Raw genomic sequence first — 19,294 nt, forward strand, 5'->3', positions numbered from 1 at the left:
GGGCAGTTTTTTTTGTTCGTGCTCTCCAACCCCCCCTCCTTGTTTTTGTCGCCCCCCCCCCACCGAGGTGACGTCCAGTGCATCTTCCAGGCCCAGCAGGCTCTGCACCAGGTGCACCCGGTGCGAGAACGGGCAGGCGTGGGAGATGTATAGGTGGTAGCGGTTGGGCTCGGCCACCAGTTCGCTGAGGAACAGCTCCTGGACCGACGGGTTGTCTTGGCTGCGGGTCATCTTACCTCCCTACTGCGGTGGCCAGGCTTGGGCATGGGCGCTCGCCGAGGGCGGCGATGCTGTGCTGGATCTTCAGGTTGGCGGCGGCCAGGCCCGCGGCCAGGCTCTCTTCGCCCATGCCAAGGCCTTCGGCGTAGATGAACTCGACGCTGTTCAGGCCAACGAAGCCCAAGGTCTGCGACAGCCAGCCAGCCAGGGTGTCGGTGCCCTGGCTGTAAACGCCGCCGCTGGCGTTGAGCACGTGCACCGGCTTGTCGTCGAGCAGCCCGACCGGGGCGCCGTCGACATAGGTGAAGGTGACGCCGCCACGCACGATGTAGTCGACCCAGGTGTGCAGGATCGACGGTGCGCCGAAGTTGTAGCGTGGCAGGCCGATCACCACGCGGTCGGCTTCCTGGATCTCTTCGATCAGTTCGTTGGACAGCTTCAGCGCCGCGGCCGCCTCGATGCTGCTGGCGTCACCGCCGAACAGGGCGTCCATGGTCACCGCATTGAGGTGCGGGATGGGCTGGGCGTGCAGGTCGCGCACCGCCACCGAAGCTTCGGGGTTGACCTCTTTGAGCTGCTTGAGGAAGTTGTCCACCAGTTGGCCGGAGAAGCCGCCGTCGGACTTGATCGAGGAGCGGATGACCAGGACCTTGTGATTCATTGCGCGAATCCTTTCTGTGATGTGTGTGGCATGCAGTCTTGAGCAATCGGGCTGGAGTGAAAAGCGCAGATAATCAGGGTTTTACCCTTAAGGTTGTCATGTATCGGCAGGGGCTTTGCGTTGAAACGAGCGCGGGGCAAGCCCGCTCTCACAGTGGGTGTGAGAGTGGGCTTGCCCCGCGATGAAGGTGATGTGCGATTACGCCGTCACCACTCCCGCTTGAGCCTGAACTTGCTCAGCTGCGCGCTGGCGATGCGGGTCTGGCTGCCGTCGGCATTGACCCGCCAGGCCTCGGCCTGGGTGAACATCAGGTTGCGGCCGTCGCGGATCACCTTGGCGTGGAACAACACCTCGGTGTCGCGCGGCGTGGCCGACAGCAGCAGGGTGTTGAAACTGTTGGTCAGGGCGTACTCGTCCGGCCCCAGCAGGGGCAGGGTGGCGAGCATGCTGGTGACGTCGAGCATCGAGTAGATCACCCCGCCGTGCAGGGTCTGGCTGAGGTTGTCGATGGCATCGGTGACGGTCAGCCGGCAGGTGCATTGGCCGGGGGACTGTTCCAGCATTTCCAGCCCGCAGTAGCGCTGGTAGGCGTGTTCGAGCAGCGCGCGCGAGTGCGCGGCGGCGTGGTCGCTGATGGTGCTCATGGTGTGATCCTTCACAGGTGCCGGGCAATGATTTCCAGCATGATTTCGTGGGTACCGCCGCCGATGGCCAGCAGGCGGGCGTCGCGGTGGATGCGTTCGACCAGCGAGGGCTCGACGCAGCCGTGGGCGCCATGTAGCTGCACGGCGTCGCGGGCCAGGGTTTCCAAAGTCTGCACGGCGCTGTTCTTGGCGATGGCGACCTGGTGCGCGTCGAGGGTGCCTTCGGCCTGGCGGGCCACGCAGGTGTCGACGAACTGGCGGCTGACTGTCAGCTGCGCATAGTGCTCGGCCAGGCGCTGGCGGATCACCGACTTGTCGAACAACGCCTTGCCGCCGACCTGGCGGCTCTTGCACCAGTCGATGGCGGCCTGCAGGGCCATGTCGGCGCTGGTGATGGCCATCACCGCCAGGTTCAGCCGCTCCTGCTGCAGGCTGGCTTGCAGCAGGCGGCCGACGCCGCCCTTGCCGGTCAGGCGCAGCGCTGGCACGTCCACAAGCTCCAGGTCGGCCAGCGGCAGGCAGCGCCAGCCCAGGGCCTGGCGCGGGGTGTGACGGATGCCGGCGGCGGAGCCCTCGACCAGGAACAGCGCCAGGCCGTCCTCGCAGTGGCCGACCATCAGCAGCCAGTCGGCGCGGGTGGCGTTGCAGATGAACGCCTTGTGCCCGTTCAGCCGGTAGCCATCGGCCTGGCGCGTGGCGCGGCACTCCAGGGCACGCAGGTCGGAGCCGGCCTGGCGCTCGGTGATCGCCAGGGCGATGCTCTGGCGGCCGTCGAGCACCGCCGGCACCAGGTCGTGGACGATCGGGTGGCCGGTGGCCTGCACCGCCTTGAGGCTGACGAAGTGCGAGCCCAGGCCCATGGTGATGCCCTGGGCGCCGCTGCGGGTCAGCTCCTCGATCAGCACCGCCACGGCCCGCGGGTCGTCCGGCAACTGGCGGTGGTCGTGGCCCAGGCCGAGCAGGCCGGCGGCGCCGGCCTCGCGGTTGAGCGTGGCCGGGTAGGCGCCGAGCTGCTCCCAGGCCGCCACGTTCGGCGTGATGCGCTCGCTGACGAAGGCCTGCAGGCGCTGGCGGTATGCGTCGGTCATGGCGATCTCCTCAGAACACCGTGGTCAGGGCCAGGTCGTGGAAGCGCTCGACGATCGGCCGGATCCGCGAGGAGGTCATGGCACTGTCCTCCTCGAAGTAGTACAGGTCGGTCATATCGCGCATCACTTCCAGCATCACCCGCGAACGCTCGGCGGCGCGGATCTCGTAGCGCTGCAGAGCGCTGTCGAGGCGCTCGTCGCAGCAGCCGACCAGGGCCTGGGCGAGCATGAAGGCGTTCTCCAGGCCCAGGGTCAGGCCGTAGCCGAGGGTCGGCAGCATGGCGTGGATGCTGTCGCCGAGCATCACCACGCGGCCGTTCTGCCAGCAGCCGGCGCCGGTCAGGGCCATCATCTTGTGGGTGAGGATCTGCTCGTGCTCGGTGGCTTCCATCATCCGCACCACATCCGGCGGCAGGTCGGCGAACAGCCGCACCAGGCCGTCGCGGTCGAGCAGCGGCTGGTTGCGGTGCTGGTAGGCGGCGAACCAGTAGCGGTACGGGCGGTCGGCCGCCAGCGGGTAGGTGACCACCCGCGAGAACTCCGAGGCGAAGATCTGGCAACGGTCGGGCAGCAGCAGCGGCGAGTCGAACTCGACCATGCCGCGGCTGGCCACCAGGCCCGTGTCATAGGGCGTCAGCCCCGGCTCCAGGCACTGGCGCACGGTGGAGCCGACGCCGTCGCTGCCGATCACCAGGTCGAAGTCTTCCTGCTCGCCGTTGCTGAAGGTGACCCGCGCCTGTTCGCCGACCTTCTCCACCTTCTCGCAACCCATCTGGTAGCGGATCTGCCCCGGCGCCAGGCGTTCGCGCAGCAGGCCGAACAGCTCGGGGCGTGGGAACATCACCGCCGGCGCCGGGATCCCCAGGCCGTCCGGGCGTACCGGCTGGCTGTGGATCAGGCGACCGTCGCGGCCATGGGTGTCGAGGAACTCGATGGCCTTGCCGCGGCCGATGAAGCTGGTGTCGTTGAACAGGAAGCGCAGCACCTGCACGCCCTGGGGCCAGACGTAGATGCCGGTGCCCGAGTCGCGCGGGCCATGGGCCCGCTCGTACACCGTGGCCTCGAGGCCGAAGCGCTTGAGAATCAGGGCGCAGGCCAGGCCATTGAGGCCGGCGCCGATGATCGCGATCTTCATGCGGCCACCTCGCTCAAGGTGTTCCAGCTCTGGCCGCTCATGCGGTAGCGGCGCTGCAGCAGGCACAGGCTGGTCAGCTCCATCAGCATCGGGTCGAGCAGGCCTTGTTCCTGGGCGCTGAGGGTCGGCAGTTGCTTGAGCAGGCTGCGTACCTTGGCCGCGTCGAAGAACGGCAGCGCGTCCAGGTCACGGCTGTGCAGGGTGTCCTGCACCAGCTGCCACAGACGGCCTTGCTGCTGCAGGGTGGCCGGCGGCGCGCGGAAGTAGTGCTTCTTGCGCTCGTACAGGGCCTTGGGCAGGTAAGGGCGCATGGCCTCGCGGAACACGTACTTCTCGGTGGCGCCGCGCACCTTCATCCACACCGGCAGCTGGCAGGCCAGTTCGACCACATGGTGGTCGAGCAGCGGCACGCGGCCTTCGATGCTGTTGGCCATTTCCATGCGATCGCCCAGGGTGGTGAGGACGAAGTTCGGCAGGTACGACTTGGCCCACAGGTACATGGAGTTGTGCACCGGGTCGCGGTCGGCGAGCTTGCCGTGGTCGAGGCGGTCGAAGAACTGGCGGTACGGGTCGACGCCGGTGAAGTGGTCGCGGAAGTCGCCGCGGTACAGGCTCTCCAGGGCCTTGAACCAGCCGGCCTGGTTGTCCAGCCACGACACGCCGTGCTTGAGCTGGTCGACCATCCAGTGGATGTCGTGGGGCATGTGCGCGTTGGTGTAGCCCTGTTCGTTGGCCTGGATGCGCTGGCGCAGCAGGTCGATGACTTTCGGGTCTTGTTGTTCGTTGTTGTACAGCAGCATGTCGCGGCGGAAGTGTGGGTAGCCGGCGAACACTTCGTCGGCGCCTTCGCCGGTCAGCACCACCTTCAGGCCGGCCTTGCGCACTTCCTTGCTGAGGATGTACTTGGCCACGCCGTGGGCGTTGAAGAACGGCGTCTCGTTGTGCCATACCGCCTGCTCGAAGTTATCCGCCAGGTCGTCCTGGGTGATCTCGATGGTGTGGAAGCGCGCGCCGTTGTGCTCGGCGGCCATGCGCGCAAAACGGTTCTCGTCGTAGTCGTCCATGTCGGTGAACGACAGGTTGAAGGCGTCCAGTGGCTCGCCCTTGAGGGCGGTGGCCATGCCCAGCATCGCCGAGGAGTCGATGCCGCCGCTCAGGTACACGCCCATCGGCACGTCGGCGCGCAGGCGCAGGCGCACGGCTTCTTCGATGGAGGCACGCACGGCCTCGATCATGCCGGCCTCGTCGCTCGGCGCCGGGGTGTCGCGGCGGGCGAATTCCATGTCCCAGTAGCGGCCGCTGTGCAGGCCGCCGTGGTCGACCATCACCCAGCAGCCCGGCTGCACGCTGCGCACGCCTTCGAACAGGGTGTGGTCGCGCAGGTAGAAGGCGCGGCTGGCGTAGGCGTTCTCGTCCCAGGTCGGGTTGACGCCGGCGGCCAGCAGGGCCTTGATCTCGGAGGCGAAGTACCAGTTGCCTTCATGCTGGGTGTAGAACAGCGGCTTGATGCCCAGGCGGTCGCGCACCGCCAGCATCAGGCGGCGACGGCGGTCGAACAGGACCATGGCGAACTCGCCGCGCAGCTCCTTGAGCCCGGCCATGCCGGAGCGGCGGTACAGGTGCAGGGCGATCTCGCTGTCCGAGGCGGTCTTGAAGATCGCGCCTTCGGCCTGCAGCTCGGCGCGGATGCGCTCGTGGTCGTAGAACTCGCCGTTGACGATCACCGCCAGGTCGCCTTCGTCGGCGACGATCGGCTGCATGCCGTTGTCCAGGCCGATGATGCTCAGGCGGGTATGGCCGAGCACGGCGCGCTCGCCCGGGTCACGCCACAGGCTGTGCTCGTCCGGGCCGCGGTGGTTGATGGCGGCCAGGGCGTCGAGGATCGACTGGTCGCTGATGCTGTTGCGTTTGGACTGGTAGACACCGATGAAACCACACATGGCAAAATCCTTTTCTCATAGGTCGGCGTCGTCGGCGACGCCGGAACGGCGCGGGCTTCGTGGTCCGCGCACCCAGGGTTCATTGCGCCCAGTCGGGGCGGCTGCGTTCGAAGAAGGCGGCAAGACCGTGCTGGCCCTCGCTGGAGGTGCGCAGGCGGGCGATCAGCTGCAGGTTGCAACCCTGCTCGTCGAGCAGGTGGTCGCGGCCTGCCAGGCGCGCCAGCATCTGCTTGATCTCGCGACTGGCCTGGGGGCCGGTCTGCAGCAGGGTGGCCAGCCAGCGGTCGCGGGCCTGCTCCAGCTCGGCGGCGGGCACCAGGCGGTGGACCAGCTGCAGGCGCAGCGCGTCCTCGGTGCCGAACACCTCGGCCGAGAGCATGTAGCGCCGTGCCTGGCGCACGCCCATGGCGCGCACCACGTAGGGGCTGATCAAGGCCGGGGCCAGGCCCAGGCGCGCCTCGCTGAAGCAGAACCGCGCATCCTCGGCGGCCAGCACATGGTCGGCGCAGCACAAGAGGCCCAAGGCCCCGCCGAACACCGCGCCGCGGGCCAGCATCAGCACCGGCACCGGGAAGTCGTCCAGGCGCTGCAGGACGTTGGCCAGCAGGCTGGCGTCCTCCAGGTTGCGCGCATGGTCGAACTCGCGGCTGCGGCGCATCCACTCCAGGTCCGCCCCGGTGCACAGGTGCTCGCCGGCGCCGTCGAGCACCAGGGCGCGCAGCCCGGGGTGCTCGGCGAGGGCCTGCAACTGCTCGTGCAAGGCTCCGAGCAGGGCCTCGTCGAGGGCGTTGCCGGCATGCGGACGGTTCAGGGTCAGGCAGGCGACCGCAGGTTGCGGCCAGCTCAGCAGCACGTCGCTCATGGTCGTCAGCTCGCCATCTTCAGGGACAGGGCGGTGCTCTCGTACTGACGGCGGTAGCCTTCGCAACCGCCGTAGCGGAAGGCGCCGCCGGTGACGTACGGCGTGCTGTAGTCGGCCACGGCCGGGTGGTTGTCGCCGTAGAACCAGGCGCTGTACTGCTCATGGCCCAGGCGGGTGCGGCTGGCCAGCATGCGCGCATGCGCCTTGCGCCGCGAATGGGCCTGGTAGCCCGGCACCACGGTGGCGCTGAAGAACTCGCCGACGCTGCCCGAACCGTAGCTGAACAGGCCGATGTTGCGCCCGGTCAGGTCCTCGTCGCTGTTGTCCAGCAGCGACAGCAGGGCGATGTACAGCGAGGCGGTGTAGCAGTTGCCGATGGCCTTGCCGTACAGCTGGCTGGTGGCGTAGGCCTGCTCGCCCAGGGCCTTGGCCGCTTCGGGTTCGATCGCCTCGAACACCGAGAAGGCCTTCTTCGCCATCTTGGTGAACGGCTGGTGGAAGCACAGGAAGCTCATGTCTTCCAGGCCCAGGCCGCCGTCGGCGCGGTAGCTCTGCCAGGCGTTGCGCAGCGACTCCAGGTAGACCTCGATCGACAGCTTGCCATCGACCAGCGCGGTGCTGCGCAGGTTCGGCCGCCAGAAGTCCGAGACGTCCAGGCTGTAGCGGCCCTGGTGCGGGTGCAGCTCCAGCAGGCGCGGGTTCTCGGCCACGATCATGGCCACGGCGCCGGCGCCCTGGGTGCATTCGCCCTCGGAGTTCTGCTCGTAGCGGGCGATGTCGGTGGCGATCACCAGCACCTTTTCGTGAGGACGCTGGGCGACCAGCGCACGGGCCATCTGCAAGCCGGCGGTGGCGCCGTAGCAGGCCTGCTTGAACTCCACCACGCGGCAGTCGGCGCGCAGGCCGAGCAGGCTGTGGACGAACAGGCCGGCGGCCTTGGACTGGTCGATGCCGCTCTCGGTGGCGAGGATCACCGTGGCGATCGAGGCGCGGGTGGCGTCATCGAGCAGCGGCAGGGCGGCGTTGGCCGCCAGGGTCACGATGTCTTCGTCCGGGGCCGGCACGGCCATGAACTCCTGGCCGATGCCGACCAGGTACTTCTGCGGGTCGATACCGTGCCGTTCGGCAAGTTCTTCCAGTGCGAAAAAGTGTTGCGGTACAGACAGCCCAATATCATCAATGCCGATTTTCATGTGTATGCCCAATTATTTTTCACTGTTGAAAAAATCCCAAAATACACAACCGGTCTTGTTGTTCCGGTGCCAGTCCCTGCTGGCCATTTAATTATTGCGGCTGAAGCTTTTGCCAAAAAAAGCGAATAATTCAGATGGGATTGATGACGCCTGTTCATGGTTTTTTTGGCTATTAAGTTATTCTTTTTTTTAGCGCGCGCAGACGCAAGCCCCGTGCTGTCACGCGGCTTTCATAAAAGGCTTGGAAGGGGGATTGTCGAACAATATGGCAATTAAAATTTTCAATTGTCTTAATATGAAAATTTTATGGCGTTATCGCCTTTTATTTTGCCGTGTTGTTCCGGCTATTGTTTTATGCCGTATCGCTTGTGCATATCTGCATGGGGGGACACTCCTTGTCCAAAATTCATCCATTAGTGCCAGGCACTGTGCGGGACGTTGTTGTCGCACGAAGCGGGCTGGGCGAATAGTGACAAAAAGTGCGTGCATCGCGGCACGGTCTTCATGTGTTGGCGGCAGCTGTGGTACAACGCCGCAGGACAAAGGAATCGTCGCCCGGTTTTCGGGCACACAAGGAGGTAGTGGTGTTTTCCAAGATCAGTCTCGATCAGTGGCGCGCGTTCGTCTGCACGGTCGAGTGCGGCGGTTTCCAGCAGGCCGGCGAGCACATGTACAAGTCGCAGTCGGCGATCAGCCATTCGGTCAACCGCATGGAAATGCTCCTGGGCCAGGAGCTGTTCATCATCGAAGGGCGCAAGGCCGTGCTCACCTCGCTGGGCAAGGCGCTATTGCCCCAGGCCAAGCACCTGCTGGGCGCGGCGCAGAAGCTCGAGCACCTGGCTAACCAATACCAGCCAGGGTTGTTCACCGAACAGGCGCTGGCGGTGGATGTGCTGTTCCCCATCGAGCTGCTGCAACAGGCATTGCAGGAGTTCGCCCTGGAGTACAAGGATCACCGTATCCGCCTGTACGAGACGGCGTTGTCCGGGGCTCGCGAGTTGCTCGAGGACGGCAAGGTCGAGCTGGGCATCGCCAGCAGCCTGCCCTCGGGGTATCTGCAGGAGTTCTTGCTGAATGTCTCGTTGATCTGCGTGGTGGGGGCCAGCCACCCGCTCAGCGAGGCGCAGGGCGAGTTGAGCCTGGACGACATGAAGAACCACCGGCAGGTGGTGATCCGCGATTCCGGCACGCGCAATTCGCAGAACAGCGGCTGGCTGGGGACCTCGCAGCGCTGGACGGTGAGCAGCCTGGCGGCGGCCGAGAGCTTCGTCGAACGGGGGATGGGCTTTGCCTGGCTGCCGGAGCATCGGGTGCAGCAGGGGTTGGCGCAAGGGCGGTTGGTGCGGGTCAACCTGCAGCATCAGCGGGAGCGGGAGGTGCCGATGTACATGGGGTACCCCGAGGAGTACCGGCACAGTCCCGAGGTGCGCTTGCTGGCGCAGATACTGCGGGAGCGGTGCCGGGAGTATCGGCCGGGGTGATGGGCCAGGTGCTTGGCGTCATTGTCGTAGCGCCTGAGTGATCGAGCGCCGCTGACGCGGCGCATCGCCGGCAAGCCGCCTCCCACTCCGACCGCGCCGCCCTCAAGCCAAGCGCCGTTCCTGTGGGAGCTGGCTTGCCAGCGAAAGGGCTGCGCAGCAGCCCCGGCGATCTGTCGGATCTTTCCGAACCTGAAACCAAATGCTTCAGCCAGCAAAGCTTGGGAACTATCCTACGCGCTTGCCGGAAGCTGCTGCGTTGTCGGGGAAATACCCCACGGATAACTTCACGGGGTCGCCACACCAGGTGACCGGGCGTGAGAACCCGAGGCGTAAATTATCGGCAATCCAGTTATGGCAGCCGTGCCCGGGCAGACTTCGGTCTGGCCGAGTTTCTCTTGCGCCTCGGTTTCTCACCCCGTGCACGGCTGCCACCCTTTGTCCCGTGAGAAAGGCGTCGGAGGGCAGCATTCTTGAACCGCGCAGGAGTGTTGACTATGAAAAAGATCGTTCCAGACCCACCCCGTCTAGCCCCCTTCATCGCTATCCGCCCGACCCTCACCCGCGAAGAAGCCATGACCGCCGCCGTCGAAGTGGCCACGGCTATTTCCGATGTCCTCGATATCTACTTCAAGACCGAACCTGGCGAAACCCAGAACCGCCTGTTCACCGCCAGCGACTACCTTGGCCAGCTTGCCTGTGCCTTGCTCGAACACAAGCCGCAGGTGCAGCCATGACCAATGCACGTACCGCAGGCCGGACCCGTTGCATGGACCTGTTCAAGGTCGAGCCGGGCATTCCCTTCGCGGATGCCTTCAGCGAGTTGTCGGTGCTGCTTGGCTGCATTCGCCACCTCACTTGCGAGGCCGAGATGGAAGGCGACCTGATGGCGGGCAGCGCAGCGCGCATGTTGAGCGCCATGGCCAAGGCGTTGATTGATGATATGGAGTTGGGGTTGAACCGGTCCGGTTGATCCGATGGCTCTATCGCGGGGCAAGTCGCACCGCCGCTCCCACGCCAAACACCATCCCGTTCAAGGTCTTTTGGCGCGAGGGTTATTGACCGCATCAGGGCTACCAGGTGTTCGCCTTAACTCTTGCAGCGCCTGTCTGATCGAGCGCCGCCCGCGCGGCGCATCGCTGGCAAGCCAGCTCCCACATCTGTTTCGGGCCAGTCTGTCCTGTGGGGTTATCACTGTCCGCCTTGGTGCATGCCTTGGGACTGGTGGGGCGCCAGTGGTGCCTACGCTGAAACCGCGTCGTACCAACAAGGCGTACAGCCGCGGCAGCACAGGCATAACTGGCCCGAAACAGATGTGGGAGCTGGCTTGCCAGCGATGCGCCGCGCGGGCGGCGCTCGATCTGACAGGCGCTGCAAGAGCTACGGCGAACACCTTGCAAGGCCTGACGCTAAACACCCTGTCGTGGGCACGGGCCCCGCGATTACCAATACCTTACCCGCGCAGATCACTCGGCAGGAAATCCCGCTCCGGCTCGTAATCCAGCTTCAGATACCCCGCCAATTCGCGCAGGTCTTCCGGGCTCAGGCTGCCAGCCTGCTGCTTGAGCCGCAGGCTGTCGACGATGTACGCATAGCGCGAGACGTTGTAGTCACGCACCGCGTTGTACAGGTCGCGCTGGGCATCGAGGATATCGACGATGTTGCGGCTGCCCACCTCATACCCCGCCTCGGTGGCCCGCAACGAGCCCTGGCTGGAGATGATGCTCTGGCGCCGCGCGCGCACCTGCTCGACATCGCTGACCACCGCGCGGAAGGCGTTGCGCGACCCTTCCAGCACCTCGCGTTCGAGGCTGGTGCGGCCGTACTCGGTACGCGCCAGCTCATGGGTGGCCTGGCGCACCCGCGCGCTGGTGCCGCCGCCGCTGAACAGCGGCAGCTTCATCTGTATCATCACCGAGCTGTCGCGCTGGTTGCCGGGGCGCTGGCCGAAGTGCGCGCTGGAGTCCATCAGGTCGCTGTCACCCTCGGCGTAGCCCATGGCCAGGTTGAAGGTCGGCAGGTGATCGGCCTTGCTGCTGCGCAGGGTCTGGCCGGCCTGGCTAACGGCGGCCTGGCTGGCGCGCAGGCGCAGGTTCTGCGCCATGGCCTGCTCGACCCAGGCCTCGGCGCGCTCGGGCACCGGCGCCTGCACCGGCAGGCTGTGACGGATCCCGGCCAATGCCGGCTGGGCCTGGCCGGTCAGGCGCATCAGTGCCTGGTAGGCGTCCTCGCTGCGGCGCTGGCTGTCGATCAGGTTGGCGCTGGCGCGGTCGAAGCTGGCCTGGGCCGAGAGCATGTCGTTCTGGTCGGACAGGCCGGCGTCGTAGCTCAGCCGGGTCTGTTGCAGCTGGCGGTCGAAGGCGCGCAGCTCGGCCTTGGCGGTGGCCAAATTGTCCTCGGCCAGCAGGGTGTCGAAGTAGCTGCTGGCGGTGTCGAGGATCAGCTGCTGCTGGAATGCCGAGAAGTCCAGTTCGGCCTGTTCGTTCTCGGACTGCGCGGCTTTGTAGTCGAACCAGCGGCTGAGGTCGAACAGCGGTTGGTCGAGGCTCAGGCGGTACAGGCTGCCGCTGCGTTGCTCGACCTGGCGGCGGTCGCTGCGCACGTCGCCGGCCTCGGCATCCAGGGCCACCTGCGGCAGCAGGCGGGCGCGGGCCAGGGGCACGGCCTCGCGGCGGGCCAGGTAGTTCTCGCGGGCGGCGGCCATGTCGCTGTTGTGCTCGACCACCTGGGCGTACACCGACATCAGCGTCGCACGGTCGGCGGCAACGGCCTGTGCCAGGGGCGCCAGCAGCAGCAGGGGCAGAAGGGTCTTACGTAGCATGTCGTTTCTCTTTATTCGGGCCGGCCGCTCCCAGGGGCAGCCGGTCATGGCTGCCACAGGGGAGGGCGGGCTAAGGGGTCAGGCCGGCTGGGTGTAGGCGGCCAGTTCCTGCAGGCGTGGGTCTTCGCTGGCACGGTGATCCTTGGCCAGCAGCGAGTACACGGTGGGCAGGATGAACAGGGTGAACAGCGTACCGACCAGCATGCCGATGACGATCACCAGGCCCAGGCTGAAGCGGCTGTGGGCACCGGCGCCGCTGGCCAGCAGCAGCGGCACCAGGCCCACGACCATGGCCGCGGTGGTCATCAGGATCGGCCGCAGGCGGATCTGCGCGGCGCGCTCGATGGCCGTGCGGCGGTCGAGCTGGTCGGCCTGCTGCAGCTCGTTGGCGAACTCGACCATGAGGATGCCGTGCTTGCTGATCAGGCCGACCAGGGTCACCAGGCCGATCTGCGTATAGATGTTCACCGTGGCGTAGCCCAGGTACAGCGGGATCAGCGCGCCGCATACCGACATCGGCACGCTGACCAGGATCACCAACGGGTCGCGCAGGCTTTCGAACTGCGCCGCCAGCACCAGGTAGATGACCAGGATGGCGAAGATGAACGTCACCACCAGGGCGCTGCCTTCCTGGACGAACTGGCGGGCATCCGACAGCCAGTCATGGCTGAAGCCGGTGGGCAGGGCATTGGCCTGGGCGGCGAGGAACTGCACCGCGTCGCCGATGCTCACGCCCGGCGCCGGCACCGCCTGCAGGGTGGCCGAGTTGAGCTGGTTGAACTGGGTCAGCTTGTTGGGCTCGATCGACATGTCGAAACTGACCAGGGTCGACAGCGGCACCTGGGCGCCGTTGGCGGCCTTGACGTACTGGCCGACCAGCATTTCCGCCGACAGGCGCTGGGCCCGTGCCACCTGTGGGATCACGTCGTAGGAACGGCCGTCGAGGGCAAAGCGGTTGACGTAGTTCTCGCCCACCAGTACCGCCAGGGCGTCGCCGATGGCCTGCATGCTGATGCCCAGGTCGTTGGCCTTGCTGCGGTCGATGTTGATGTTGACCAGCGGGCTGTTGAAGTCCAGGTCGCTGTCGACCACGGCGAACAGGCCGCTGGCCATGGCCGCCTGCTTGATCTTGTCCATGGCGTCGAACACCACGCGGTGGTCCTGGGAGCTCTGGATCACCATCTGCACCGGCAGGCCGCCGGTGGAGCCGGGTAGCGGCGGCAGCTGGAAGGCGAAGATGGCCACGCCCTCGATTTCGCCCACGGCTTTCTGGATCTCGGCCTGCAGCTGGTCGGCGCTGCGCTGGCGCTTTTCCCAGGTGCTCAGGTTGGCGCCGCCGAACGCGGTGCGCGGGCCGTCGTTGCCGTTGACCACCCAGGTGATGTCGGTTTCCGGGAAGGTGGCGAACAGGCGGTCCATGCGGTGCGCGTACATCTGGGTGTAATCGATGTTGGCGTACTGCGGGGCCTTGGCCACCGCCAGCACCTGGGCCTGGTCCTCGACCGGCGCCAGTTCGCGCTGGGCGCCGAGGTAGAGGATCGGCAGGCTGACGAACACCGCCACGGCGATGGCCAGGGTGACCCAGCGGTGGTGCAGGGACACGTCAAGCAAACGGCCATAGCCGTTGCCCAGCCAGTGGAAGAAACGCTCGGCGCCACGCGCCATCGGCCCTTCGCTGGCCTGGCGGTTGAGCAGGAAGGCGCTCATCACCGGCGACAGGGTCAGCGCCACCACGCCGGACACCACCACGGCGCCGGCGAGGGTGAAGGCGAACTCCTTGAACAGCGCGCCGGTCAGCCCGCCCATCAGGCCGATCGGGGCGTACACCGCGGCCAGGGTCAGGGTCATGGCGATCACCGGGCCGGCGATCTCGCGGGCGCCGACCAAGGCCGCATGCAACGGCGTCTTGCCTTCCTCGATATGCCGGTGCACGTTCTCCACCACGACGATGGCGTCGTCCACCACCAGGCCGATGGCCAGGACCATCGACAGCAGGGTCAGCAGGTTGATGCTGAAGCCGAACAGGCTCATGATCGCCGCCGCGCCGATCAGCGACAGCGGGATGGTCACCAGGGGGATCAGCACGCTGCGCAGCGAGCCGAGGAACAGGAAGATCACCACGGCGACGATCACCACGGCCTCGACCAGGGTCTTGACCACCTCGTCGATGGACGCCTGGATGAAACGCGCCACCTCGAACACGATGTTGGCGGTCATGCCCGGCGGCATGGTCTCGCGGATCTGCGGCATCATTTCCTGCACTGAACCGACGATGGTCAGCGGGTTGCCGGTGGGGGTGGCGTGCAGGCCGATGAACACCGCAGGCTCGCCGTCCATGATGCCGCTGGTGTCGTAGGAGGTGGCGCCGAGCTCGGCGGTGCCGATGTCGCTCAGGCGGATCAGCGTGTCGCCGTCGCGGCGCACCACCATCTGGCGGAACTGGTCGACGCTGGTCAGGTCGGTGTTGATGTTGATGTTGGCCGAGACGTACTGGCCCTTGGTCTGCCCGGGGGCAGCCTGGAAGTTGTTCTGGCGGATGGCCTCGGCCACGTCGCTGGCCGACAGGTTGCGCGCAGCCATGCGCGCTGGGTCCAGCCACAGGCGCATGGCCAGTTTCTGGCCGCCGAGGATCTGCGCCTCGGCCACGCCGTCGATGGCCGCCAGGCGCGGCTGCACCACGCGGGAGATGTAGTCGGTGATCGCCGGCAGGCCGATGTCCTTGCTCGAGAAGCCGACGTAGATCACCGCCGTGCCTTCGCCGGAAGACTTGGCCACCACCGAGTCGTAGGCACCTTCGGGCAGGCGGTACTTGACCTGGTTGACGGCGGCCATGATCTCGGTGAGGGCCTTGTTGGAGTCGGCGTTGAGCTTCAGGCGCACGCTGATGACGCTCTTGCCCTGGGTCGAGGTCGAACTCAGGTAGTCGACGCCGTCGACCGATGCCACGGCCTGCGAAATGGGCTGGGTGACGAAGCCCTGCATCAGTTGCGAGCGGGCGCCGGGGTATTCGGTGGTGATGGTGATGGTCGCGCTTTCCAGCTGCGGGTACTGGCGGATCGGCAGGTTCAGCAGCGCCAACAGGCCAAGCATGACGATCATCGCGCAGACCACCAGGGTCAGTACCGGGCGGCGGATGAACAGGTCGGTGAATTTCATGGTGCTACAGGTCCTTTTCAGTGGCACGCAAACCCATTACTGCTGGGCCAGGTCCGGCTTGCGCGGGGTGCTGGCGGCCAGGGTGTCGTCGGTGACCCGCACCGGCATGCCATTGCTCAGGCGGATCTGCCCCGAGACCACCACGCGGTCGCCCGGGGTCAGCGCGTCGAGCACCACCACGCGGTCGTCGCGGCGCGCGCCGAGCTTGACGAACACCTGCTCCACGCGCAGGGCGCCGTCCTTCTCGCGCAGCACGTACAGCGAGTTGCCGTAGGCGCTGTAGCTGATCGCCGTCTCCGGCACGCTCAGCACATCGGCGTGGCTCGGCAGCTCGATGCTGACGTTGGCGAACATGCCCGGCTTGAGTTGCTGGCCGGGGTTGTCGAGGGTTGCCTGCACCAACATGGAGCGGGCGCCCGGGTCGATCTGCGGCTCCAGGGTGGTCACCGCGGCGACAAAGCGCTGCTGCGGCCAGGCGTCGACCTTGAGGGTGATGGCCTGGCCCGCCTGCAGGGCGGCGGCGGACTGCTCGGGCAGCGGGAAGTTGACGTGCAGGCGCGACAGCTCGGTGAGGGTCACCAGGCTGTCGCCGGGGCTGACGTACTGGCCGAGGTTGACCTTGCGGATACCCAGCACGCCGGCGAACGGGGCGCGGATGGTCTTCTGCGCGATCTGCGCCTGGACCTGGGCGATCTCGCCGAGCAGCTGGTCGTAGTTGGCCTGGGCCTGGTCCAGCTGGGCCTGGGTGGAGGCCAGCGGCAGCACCTTGCGCGTGCGTTCCAGGGCCAGCTTGGCGTTCTTGGCCTGGGCCTGCAGCTTGGCCAGCTCGCCGCGCTCGGGCGCGTCGTTGAGCTTGACCAGCACCTGGCCTGCGGCCACGGCCTTGCCGGCGGTGAACTCCAACGCGGTGATGCGCCCGCCGACCTCGGGCGAGACATTGACCTGGTGTACCGCCTCCAGGGTGCCGACGGCGCTGAGCACCTGCGGCATCGGGCCCGACTGCACACGGGCGATTGCCACCGGGGTGGCGTTGGCCTGGGCGGCGGGGGCGTCGTTGGCCACTACCGCCGGGGCGGGCAGCAGGGCCATGGCCAGCAGCGACAGGGACGTGCCGGCGGCGATCCAGTAACGGTTTTTCATTGGGCGGCTCCTTGTGCCTGGTTCTGGTTGGCACGGACCTGGATGAAGGTCTGGCGCAGTTGCTCGAGGCTCAGCGCGCCGGGGACCAGGTAGCGGCCGTCGATCACCAGGCTGGGCACCGAGCTGATGCCCAGGCGCCGGCCCTGGGCCAGTTCTTCCTCGAGCATCTGCGGGGCCTGCTGGTCGAATGCCGTGGCGAAGGCCTGCGGGTCGAAACCGGCTTCGGCGGCCACCGCCAGCACGGTGGCGCGGTCGCCGATGTTGCGGGCCTGCACCAGGTGGGCTTCCTGCAGGCGGTCGAACAGGCGCTCGTGGCCTTCGTTGCCGCCCAGGGCCTTGGCGGTCTGGCAGGCCAGGCCCGCGAGCAGGCCGGTGGGGTACTCGAAGTCCTGCTGGCGCATGGCTTCGATGTTGATGCGCTTGACGTCCTCGGCGCGCGAGCACGACAGCCAGTGGCTGAGGATGGTCTCCTTGGCCTTGGGCATCGAGCCGAAGCGCTCGACCATTGCCTCGCGGCTAGTCTGCAGGATGAAGCTGCGGTGCTGCACGTCCAGGTTCAGTTCGTCCTGCAACTGCTTCAGGCGCGGGGCGAGGACGAAGCACCAGCCGCAGACGACATCGTGGAAGAATTCGACTTTCAGGGGTGACATGGCAGTGATCCGGTTTCAGGGAGGGATGGCCGCACTATCCACAGCGCCCCGGCAAGAAAAAAGCGACAAAAGTGCCGCAAACCCTCTCATCCCCTTCATCGATGGCCGCCCGGCCCGGCCGCGAGCGGGTAGAATGGCGCTTTTGCCTGACCGTAGCCGACATGAGCCCAGCCATTGCCACCCTCGAGCAGCACCTGCTCGCCGCCCTCGACCCTGCCCCCCAGGAGACTCGCCGCCTGTTCCATGGCCGTGGCCGCTGCTGGCCGGGGCTTGAACAGATCACCGTCGACTGGCTCGACGGCGTGTTGCTGGTGGCGTTGTTCCGCGAGCCGCCCGAGGGCCAGCTGGCCGAGCTTGAAGCGATGCTGATGGCGTTGGCCGAGCGCCCGCAGTGGAGCGGCCAGGCCATCCTGCTGCAGCACCGCTACCTGCCCGACAGCCCTGGGCAGTGGCTGTGGGGCGCGCCGTGCCAGCAGCGCGAGGTGGTCGAGGATGGCCTGAAGTACCTGCTCGACCTGGGCGTGCGACAGAACAACGGCCTGTTCCTCGACATGCGCTACGGCCGGCGCTGGGTGCGCGAGCAGGCGGGCGGCAAGCGCGTGCTCAACCTGTTCGCCTACACCTGCGGTTTCTCGGTGGCGGCGATCGCCGGCGGCGCCGAGCAGGTGGTCAACCTGGACATGGCCAAGTCGGCGCTGTCCCGGGGCCGCGACAATCACCGGCTCAATGGCCATGACGCCTCGCGGGTGGCGTACCTGGGGCATGAGCTGTTCAAGTCGTGGGGCAAGGTGCGCAAGTACGGGCCGTACGACCTGATCATCATCGATCCGCCGACCTTCCAGCGCGGCAGCTTCGTGCTGACCCAGGACTACGCCAAGATCCTTCGGCGTTTGCCGGAGTTGTTGACTGAAGGCGGCACGGTATTGGCCTGCGTCAACGATCCTGGGATCGGGCCGCAGTTTCTCATCGAGGGGATGGCCGAGCAGGCGCCGGGGCTGGCGTTCGTCGAGCGGCTGGAGAATCCGCCGGAGTTTCCCGATGCGGATCCGGAGGGTGGGCTGAAGGCGCTGGTGTTTCGCCAGGGGTGATCAGTAGCCCTTACCGGCCTATCGCCGGCAAGCCGGCTCTCACAGGAGATCGCGTTCCCCGTCGGAGCAACTGTCTTGTGTTGTTTGTAGTGGCCTCATCGCTGGCAAGCCAGCTCCCACAGGGATAGCGCAAGGGTTGAGGTTTGCGCGTTCGGTGTGGGAGCCGGCTTGCCGGCGATAGGCCGGTACAGGTCAGTGATCAATGGCTGGTATAGATCTGGTCGAACACGCCACCGTCATTGAAGTGGGTCTTCTGCACGGTGCGCCAGTCACCGAAGGTCTTCTCCACCGACAGGAAGTCGACTTTCGGGAAACGGTCGGTGTACTTGGCCAGCACAGTGGCGTCACGCGGACGCAGGTAGTTGTTCGCGGCGATCTCCTGGGCCTCCGGCGACCACAGGTACTTCAGGTATTCCTCGGCCACGGCCTGGGTACCTTTCTTGGCCACCACCTTGTCGACCACGCTCACCGGCGGCTCGGCTTCGGCCGACACGCTCGGGTAGACCACTTCGAACTGGTCGCGGCCGAACTCGCGGGCGATCATCTCGGCTTCGTTCTCGAAGGTCACCAGCACATCGCCGATCTGGTTGGTCATGAAGGTGGTGGTGGCGGCGCGGCCACCGGTGTCCAGTACCGGGGCCTGCTTGAACAGCTTGCCGACGAAGTCGCGGGCCTTGCTTTCGTCACCGCCCTGCTTGAGCACGTAGCCCCAGGCCGAGAGGTAGGTGTAGCGGCCGTTACCCGATGTCTTCGGGTTGGGCACGATCACCTGCACGCCGTCCTTCAGCAGGTCGGGCCAGTCCTTCAGCGCCTTGGGGTTGCCTTTGCGCACGATGAACACGGTGGCCGAGGTGAACGGCGCGCTGTTGTTCGGCAGGCGCGTTACCCAGTTGTCCGGCACCAGCTTGCCGTTGTCGGCCAGGGCATTGATGTCGGTGGCCATGTTCATGGTGATCACGTCGGCCGGCAGGCCATCGATCACCGCGCGCGCCTGCTTGCTCGAGCCGCCGAAGGACATCTGCAGGTTGACCTTTTCGTTGTGCTCCTTCTCCCAGTGCTTCTGGAACGCCGGGTTGTAGTCCTTGTAGAAGTCGCGCATCACGTCGTACGACACGTTGAGCAGGGTAGGGGCGGCCTGGGCGAGGTTGCCCAGGGCCAGGCCCGCGGCAAGCAGCGAGGCACTGAAGAGTTTTTTCACTGGGGGCATTCCTTGTTCTGA

16 protein-coding genes and 1 pseudogene are annotated in these 19,294 nt (G+C 66.4%); 4 read left to right on the forward strand and 13 right to left on the reverse strand.

Annotation, left to right across the window (positions count from 1 at the left end):
* The 8 genes and pseudogenes from ACQ4OD_RS09300 to ACQ4OD_RS09335 form a co-directional block, all read right to left on the reverse strand.
* Positions 1–231 (reverse strand): annotated as a pseudogene (locus ACQ4OD_RS09300) (hypothetical protein); the annotation flags it as partial.
* Between the two features lies 1 nt (position 232).
* On the reverse strand, positions 233–880 hold the full coding sequence (locus ACQ4OD_RS09305) for an FMN-dependent NADH-azoreductase (RefSeq protein ID WP_023629104.1): 648 nt from the start codon (positions 878–880) through the stop codon (positions 233–235).
* A gap of 206 nt (positions 881–1,086) precedes the next feature.
* On the reverse strand, positions 1,087–1,524 hold the full coding sequence (locus ACQ4OD_RS09310; protein ID WP_028692820.1) for a PaaI family thioesterase: 438 nt from the start codon (positions 1,522–1,524) through the stop codon (positions 1,087–1,089).
* A gap of 11 nt (positions 1,525–1,535) precedes the next feature.
* Positions 1,536–2,612: an acyl-CoA dehydrogenase family protein gene (locus ACQ4OD_RS09315; RefSeq protein WP_110605497.1), complete on the reverse strand. Its 1,077-nt coding sequence runs from the start codon at positions 2,610–2,612 to the stop codon at positions 1,536–1,538.
* A gap of 10 nt (positions 2,613–2,622) precedes the next feature.
* Positions 2,623–3,747, reverse strand: a complete 1,125-nt coding sequence (locus ACQ4OD_RS09320; RefSeq protein ID WP_102683558.1) for an FAD-dependent oxidoreductase — start codon at positions 3,745–3,747, stop codon at positions 2,623–2,625.
* A complete protein-coding gene (gene asnB / locus ACQ4OD_RS09325) occupies positions 3,744–5,687 on the reverse strand; it encodes an asparagine synthase (glutamine-hydrolyzing) (RefSeq protein ID WP_102683557.1) in 1,944 nt (647 codons plus the stop codon). Before asnB ends, ACQ4OD_RS09320 begins: the two co-directional genes overlap by 4 nt.
* A gap of 79 nt (positions 5,688–5,766) precedes the next feature.
* On the reverse strand, positions 5,767–6,549 hold the full coding sequence (locus tag ACQ4OD_RS09330) for an enoyl-CoA hydratase-related protein (RefSeq protein WP_046856508.1): 783 nt from the start codon (positions 6,547–6,549) through the stop codon (positions 5,767–5,769).
* 5 nt (positions 6,550–6,554) lie between these two features.
* Positions 6,555–7,742 (reverse strand): hydroxymethylglutaryl-CoA synthase, encoded by a 1,188-nt coding sequence (locus tag ACQ4OD_RS09335; RefSeq protein WP_110704543.1) that lies wholly within the window; start codon positions 7,740–7,742, stop codon positions 6,555–6,557.
* Between the two features lie 584 nt (positions 7,743–8,326).
* On the opposite strand from ACQ4OD_RS09335, the gene ACQ4OD_RS09340 reads away from it, so the two are divergent.
* The 3 genes from ACQ4OD_RS09340 (at position 8,327) to ACQ4OD_RS09350 (ending at position 10,193) form a co-directional block, all read left to right on the forward strand.
* A complete protein-coding gene (locus ACQ4OD_RS09340; protein WP_046856506.1) occupies positions 8,327–9,223 on the forward strand; it encodes a LysR family transcriptional regulator in 897 nt (298 codons plus the stop codon).
* 494 nt (positions 9,224–9,717) lie between these two features.
* The gene (locus ACQ4OD_RS09345; protein ID WP_102683553.1) at positions 9,718–9,957 is read left to right on the forward strand and encodes a hypothetical protein; all 240 of its coding nucleotides are present in this window, start codon (positions 9,718–9,720) and stop codon (positions 9,955–9,957) included.
* 32 nt (positions 9,958–9,989) lie between these two features.
* Positions 9,990–10,193, forward strand: coding sequence for a DUF3077 domain-containing protein (locus ACQ4OD_RS09350; protein ID WP_139672577.1), 204 nt, complete (start codon positions 9,990–9,992; stop codon positions 10,191–10,193).
* 480 nt (positions 10,194–10,673) lie between these two features.
* Here the strand turns inward: ACQ4OD_RS09350 and ACQ4OD_RS09355 are convergent, their stop codons facing one another.
* The 4 genes from ACQ4OD_RS09355 to ACQ4OD_RS09370 form a co-directional block, all read right to left on the reverse strand.
* A complete protein-coding gene (locus ACQ4OD_RS09355) occupies positions 10,674–12,041 on the reverse strand; it encodes a TolC family outer membrane protein (protein ID WP_430944196.1) in 1,368 nt (455 codons plus the stop codon).
* Between the two features lie 78 nt (positions 12,042–12,119).
* Positions 12,120–15,197, reverse strand: a complete 3,078-nt coding sequence (locus ACQ4OD_RS09360; RefSeq protein ID WP_430944197.1) for a MexW/MexI family multidrug efflux RND transporter permease subunit — start codon at positions 15,195–15,197, stop codon at positions 12,120–12,122.
* Between the two features lie 36 nt (positions 15,198–15,233).
* Positions 15,234–16,337: an efflux RND transporter periplasmic adaptor subunit gene (locus ACQ4OD_RS09365; RefSeq protein WP_111532720.1), complete on the reverse strand. Its 1,104-nt coding sequence runs from the start codon at positions 16,335–16,337 to the stop codon at positions 15,234–15,236.
* Positions 16,334–16,987, reverse strand: coding sequence for a DsbA family oxidoreductase (locus ACQ4OD_RS09370; protein WP_102683549.1), 654 nt, complete (start codon positions 16,985–16,987; stop codon positions 16,334–16,336). Before ACQ4OD_RS09370 ends, ACQ4OD_RS09365 begins: the two co-directional genes overlap by 4 nt.
* A 161-nt stretch (positions 16,988–17,148) precedes the next feature.
* Between ACQ4OD_RS09370 and ACQ4OD_RS09375 the strand changes: the two genes are divergently transcribed.
* The gene (locus ACQ4OD_RS09375; protein ID WP_102683602.1) at positions 17,149–18,075 is read left to right on the forward strand and encodes a class I SAM-dependent methyltransferase; all 927 of its coding nucleotides are present in this window, start codon (positions 17,149–17,151) and stop codon (positions 18,073–18,075) included.
* 199 nt (positions 18,076–18,274) lie between these two features.
* Here the strand turns inward: ACQ4OD_RS09375 and ACQ4OD_RS09380 are convergent, their stop codons facing one another.
* A complete protein-coding gene (locus ACQ4OD_RS09380) occupies positions 18,275–19,273 on the reverse strand; it encodes a sulfate ABC transporter substrate-binding protein (RefSeq protein WP_102683548.1) in 999 nt (332 codons plus the stop codon).
* Positions 19,274–19,294 lie beyond the last annotated feature (21 nt).

It is taken from the genome of Pseudomonas sp. WC1, from assembly GCF_050586565.1.
In the GTDB taxonomy this organism is placed as follows: domain Bacteria; phylum Pseudomonadota; class Gammaproteobacteria; order Pseudomonadales; family Pseudomonadaceae; genus Aquipseudomonas.